Raw genomic sequence first — 5,426 nt, 5'->3', positions numbered from 1 at the left:
ATATAGGCTTTGGCATTATTAACTGCCGTAGGACCTTCACCAAATCCGGAAGCAATTAATTTAACCTTTCCATCATACGTACAAATATCCCCGGCCGCGTATATACCTGAAATGTTTGTTTCTTGTTTGGAATTTACGATAATTGCATTTTTATTGATGTTTAGACCCCATTCTTTAATCGCTCCAAGAGAAGAGACAAAGCCGTAATTAATAATTAAATCATCTACATCAACCACTTCTTTTTTTTGAGTCTTTGTATGCTCTAAAACAATTTGAGTAATTTGATCTGCTCCAACCAGTTCGGAGGGAATATAAGGTGTTTTGACCTCAACGGAGGAATTCACTAATTTTTCTACACTATGTTCATGGGCACGGAATTTATCTCTTCTGTGAATCAATGTTACCTTTTCAGCAATCGGCTCTAACATAAGGGCCCAATCAACAGCAGAATCCCCACCGCCTAGAATCGCCACTTTTCTTCCTTTAAATCGGTTCATATCATTCACGAAATAATGCAAATTCTTATTTTCGAACTGTGTTGAATCTTCCAATTCCAGTTTACGGGGTTGAAAGGCTCCATTTCCAGCAGTAATGATTACTGATTTAGAAAAATGAGTATCGAGGTTTGTGGTGATCTTAAATGTTCCGTCTTCTTGCTTTTCCATCTGTTCAACTGCTTCTTCAAGACAAATGGCTGGTTCGAATACTTTCATTTGCTCTTTTAAATTCTCTATCAATTCCTGCGCCCTTACTTTTGGAAATCCAGCTATATCATAAATGAATTTTTCGGGATAAAGAGCCGAAAGCTGTCCTCCCAATTGAGGAAGACTTTCAAGGATTTTCACCTTTGCTTGCCTCATTCCGCCATAGAACGCCGTAAACAAACCAACTGGGCCGCCGCCAATTATTGTTATGTCATAGACCTTCTTATCTTCTGTCAATGTAATCACTCCTTGTTTTTCTATGTTGGTTGGTCATACTGAACATGATCTACTGGTTGTAAGGGATTGACTTGTAATGTTTCCACAAGTATTTCTTCCTTTTCCCCTTCTAATAATGATGGATAAGATCGATTAAATATCCATCCTTTCAAAAGACAAACTAGTGACTTCAATTTCCTTAGTTTTAAAATCTTTAAATCTATAATCAGTAGAAACGCCCTCATTTATTATTCAAATTTATTAGGGTTACCATCAAAGGATACTTGAGCCACTTTTATAGAATCGGTTGGACATCCTTCTGAAGCATCTATCATATCTTCCTCGAGTTCTTCAGGTATAATAGCTGCCCCGACATTATTATCCAATATAACATACGCAATACCTTCTTCATCGTAATCATAAATATCCGGAGCTGAAGCACCACAAGCTCCGCACGCAATACAAGTTTCTTTATCCACGATTGTAAAATTAGCCATTTTCACTTTCAAATCCTCTCTATAATCTAAACCCTTTTTTTACTAAGGCATTTAGAGAAGCCTTAAGCAATCGAATTCGTTTTTTCCTTATTCATATCGTTCAAAAATTTCAAAATGCTTGAATTGAACTTTTCAGGATTTTCCTGGTAGCACAGGTGACCGCCTTCTGGAATTATCACTAGCCGGGAGTTTATTAACTCTTCATGAATTGCTTCCGACTCCTTAATAGGAGTCACAGTATCCAACTCACCACAAATTACAAGAACAGGAACATCTATTTGAGATAACGATTTCATTTGATTTAGATGATAAAGTGAATATGCTACCGAACGATATCCTGCTGGTCTTATCTGTGTCATAATCTCTTTTACTCGTGTATGGACTTTTTCTGAAGCATGGGGGGATAGCAGTGCATGTATCCTCTTTTCCGCTATCTCCTCAGTAGATTGGTTTTCAATTGAAAATAATCGATTTTTCAATTTCGTCTCATTCTCTTCCGGGGTTAGAGCAGCAGCCCCTCTTGTCGAATCGGCTAATATTAGTTTATTAATCTTATCTGGGTACAGGCTACAGTACTCTATCGCAATTGCCGCTCCCATTGAATGGCCGAGCAGATGGATTTTTTCCAACTTTAGCTGATCCATCATGCCGTTCAGAATACGCGCAAACTCTTTAAAACTTCTAAATTCTTCTGCTGGATCTGAACTTTTCCCATAACCCGGGGCATCCCATGCAATTACTGTATAATGCTCCTTTAATTCCTGGATCTGTTCCTTCCAAGACTGTGAATTATTGCTCATACCATGTAATAAAACTAAAGGTTCTCCAGTGCCCTCTACTTCATAATGAATGCTTAAATCTTCTACTTTTACGTATGGCATGCTATCAGTCCCCCTTATTTTTTAGCATAACTTTTAACAATACAGTTGTGAAAGCTGTAATAACTTGAAATATTTTTACTTAAACTAGCAAATGATTTACTAAATTAATATTTCGCCTGGAAAAAGCTTTCGTTTTGATTTGATTAAGAAAGTGCTTCCTTTTTCTTGAAGATAAGCAGGAAAATCGACTTCCGTTCCCGTCTTACAACTTAACTTAAACAATATTCAAAAACTGTGCCAGCTTAGCCAAGTCCTCGCACTGACAATCCGCCGTCGCTGGAAATGATTTCACCGGTGATCGCGCGTGATTCGTCAGAAGCTAACAATACATACGCCGCAACGTGATCTTCCGGCTTCTGGGCAAGTTGAAGAATATTCCGTTTTTTAATGCTGCTTGCTTTCGTATCATTATCGACGATTTTCACAAAGGGGCGCAGCGGCGGAATCACCGTGAGTGCTGTCAATGTCCCCCCTGGGGCTACCGCATTTACTCGAATGGAAGGAGATAGTTCGAACGCAAGCTGGCGCATCAATCCAATTTGGGCGTGTTTGCTCGCTGTGTACCAAACGCCGCCGCCATCTGGATAAAAACTTGCACCGGATACGGTAAAAATAATATTGCCATTTGTTTTTTTCAGTTCTTCAAGAGCGGCTTTAGCCCCGAAAAAAGAGCCTTTTACGTTAATATTGAGAAGGAAATCATATGCTTCGGAAAGCGCCTCAGGAGTCACATCGGCAAATTTGGCAAATCCATCGAACACGCCGGCATTCGCAACGAAAACATCTAACTTTCCGAATTGCTCAACAGTAGCTTGGACAGCTTGCTCATTGTCTTCGTATTTGCTTACATCTCCCTGATAAGTAAGGATATTTTCGCCAAATTCTTCTTTCATTTTCGCTAACGTGTCTATAGAACGGCCGATAATGCTTACTTTTGCTCCTTCTTGTATAAAACGGCGTGTGACAGCTTCCCCTATTCCAGAAGCTCCACCTGTAATCAATACGACTTTATCTTTTAAGGCCATGCCCATTGTCTCCACCCCTTCTGTTATTTTTCAACCGTTATGAACGGTTATCCAAAAATCCATTCAAGTAGACAGCCTTGTACGCGAGCACAATTTGTTTTGTATACAAAACTATGTTTTTATATATAAACAATTCTAAAATGTAATCGCTTTATTGTCAATGTAAGCTGCAAAAAAACTGGGAAAAAACATTACTTGTTCTCTATCAATCTATGGCTATCCTTACTCCTATGTACCCTTCAATGAGAATTCAAGATTTTATTGTGGTTTCTCAGTAAGAATCCAGCGCCCTTCTTACTGAGAAACCCTACTAAAAAAAGTATTATATTAACTTTTTGCTCTCTATAAAGTTAATTTGTTTCCTGTCGTATTATTTAGGTGATATTCGGCAACTTCTTGTTTAATCATAAACAAGTACACCACAAACCCGAGAGTGGCTGCTACGATCAGCATGGCAATGGATGGACCAAAATCACCTCCGGACATATCGCGGCTCCACCCCATAATATAGCTTGAAAATCCACCCATAATATTTGTGAACCCCATTAAACCGGCTGCGCGACCCGCTGTTTCAGGCGTTGAATACTTGATGATGAAGAAATTGGTTAGATGGAACATTCCACCCTGAGTTCCCATTGCGAGCCCCATGGAAACGCCGGCAAAAATGGGATTAGGTGCAATGACAGCGATTGTCAAAAATATAGCTGTCAGTATGAACAGAATCGTCGCAAGCAAACTCGGGCGCTTCGTTTTGTCCGCCAGAAATCCACCAGCCAGGACAAATCCGAGCGCGAATAGCCACGACAATGAAGTAATGCCAGTCATTGCTTCCCTTTCAAAGCCTTTGGCCTCAACGAGATATGTAGGCAGCCAAATACTGATTCCAAAGAAAAGAAAGGACGACATCAAATTGCCGAACCAAACAATCCAATAACGATAATCCTTTGCAAAGAATTGTTTCAACTGAACAACATCCGCTTCGTCTTTTTGACGAATATAGGAGACTTCTTCTTTACTCATGCGTGGATGTTCTTCTGGCGTATTACGAGTCAAAAACAGGAACATTGGAATATTTATAAACAAGTTAAAGGCGGCGAGAGCAAAGAACGCGGCCTGCCAATGAAACGTTGAAATAATTAGAATGAGCATAACAGTACCCACTGCCGGGCCAAGGTAGTTACCTGTAATCCAGAATGACTGTGCCCTTCCTAGCTCTCGTTTATTAAACCAATTCGAAATGAATTTACCCGATATCGGGATCATCATACCTTCCCCAATTCCGAGGATGACCCTACTAATCAAAAACATTTCGTATGAAGTGGACAGTCCTCCCATGACCATTGTCGCTGTCCATACCAGTAAACCCAAAACGGCTGTTTTCCTTGCCCCTAACTTGTCGATAATAACTCCCCAAAAAATGTTGGAACAGGAGTATGAAATCATGAATATAAAGGAGATCATACCAATTTTTGAATTTTTATCCAGGCCAGTTAAACCAAGATCACTTAAGAATCCCGGATCAGTTTGGATAACAGAGATACCTACTTTATCAATCTGCCCGAAAAACCAGAAGAAAAAAATAGGAATCGCAATGTACAGCCATCTTTTTTGACCTTGTAACATGTTATGTCCCCCTTTTAACAGGCTCTTTTGAATGCGCTTTCATGAATTCAATAAAGAAAATGTCTAATAAACTTCATCAACTCCCCCTTTCAAAAGACAGCACAACTATTGTTTTATATAAAAAACAATGTTACCGATATTTAATGTTATATTGAATTTTCATAATAGTCAATAATATCCAGATTTATATTTTTTCAACAAAAAAAGAAGTTTTATATACAGAACTAAATAAGGTGTTGTTTCGATGAAAGCAACCCGAAACAACACCTTAACCGAGCCTTAAGTAATGCAACTCAATATTTTTTTTTGAAACTTCATTAACCGAAGCAAGAAAATGTCCATCATGTCCAAAATCCAGGGATGCTACGGACTGAAGATCTACTTAGTCTAGGTCCGTTCAAGTAAAAGGTTTTAAATGGGAACAGTATGGCGGTATCTCCAAAGGAGATAACCTTGGATTCCTGTCTAACACCCCAATAT

General features: G+C 39.0%; 5 protein-coding genes. All 5 read right to left on the bottom strand.

Translation table 11 applies throughout. The features are described from left to right. Positions 1 to 941, bottom strand: a 941-nt coding sequence (locus tag ACFVSH_RS22250) for an NAD(P)/FAD-dependent oxidoreductase (protein WP_387707872.1), incomplete at its 3' end; no start/stop codon positions are given. A gap of 227 nt (positions 942 to 1,168) precedes the next feature. Then, complete coding sequence (locus ACFVSH_RS22245) at positions 1,169 to 1,417, bottom strand: ferredoxin (protein WP_260286230.1); 249 nt, start codon at positions 1,415 to 1,417, stop codon at positions 1,169 to 1,171. 62 nt (positions 1,418 to 1,479) lie between these two features. Continuing rightward, positions 1,480 to 2,298 (bottom strand): alpha/beta fold hydrolase, encoded by an 819-nt coding sequence (locus ACFVSH_RS22240; protein WP_387707870.1) that lies wholly within the window; start codon positions 2,296 to 2,298, stop codon positions 1,480 to 1,482. A 242-nt stretch (positions 2,299 to 2,540) separates the two neighbouring features. Continuing rightward, complete coding sequence (locus tag ACFVSH_RS22235) at positions 2,541 to 3,329, bottom strand: SDR family NAD(P)-dependent oxidoreductase (RefSeq protein WP_387707868.1); 789 nt, start codon at positions 3,327 to 3,329, stop codon at positions 2,541 to 2,543. Between the two features lie 336 nt (positions 3,330 to 3,665). Continuing rightward, positions 3,666 to 4,946, bottom strand: a complete 1,281-nt coding sequence (locus ACFVSH_RS22230) for an MFS transporter (protein WP_387707867.1) — start codon at positions 4,944 to 4,946, stop codon at positions 3,666 to 3,668. Positions 4,947 to 5,426 lie beyond the last annotated feature (480 nt).

It is taken from the genome of Peribacillus sp. NPDC058002 (assembly GCF_042886655.1).
Taxonomy (GTDB): Bacteria; Bacillota; Bacilli; order Bacillales; family DSM-1321; genus Peribacillus; species Peribacillus aracenensis.
The sequence above is the reverse complement of the archived record's forward strand: the minus strand, read 5'-3'. Positions and strand labels throughout refer to the sequence as shown.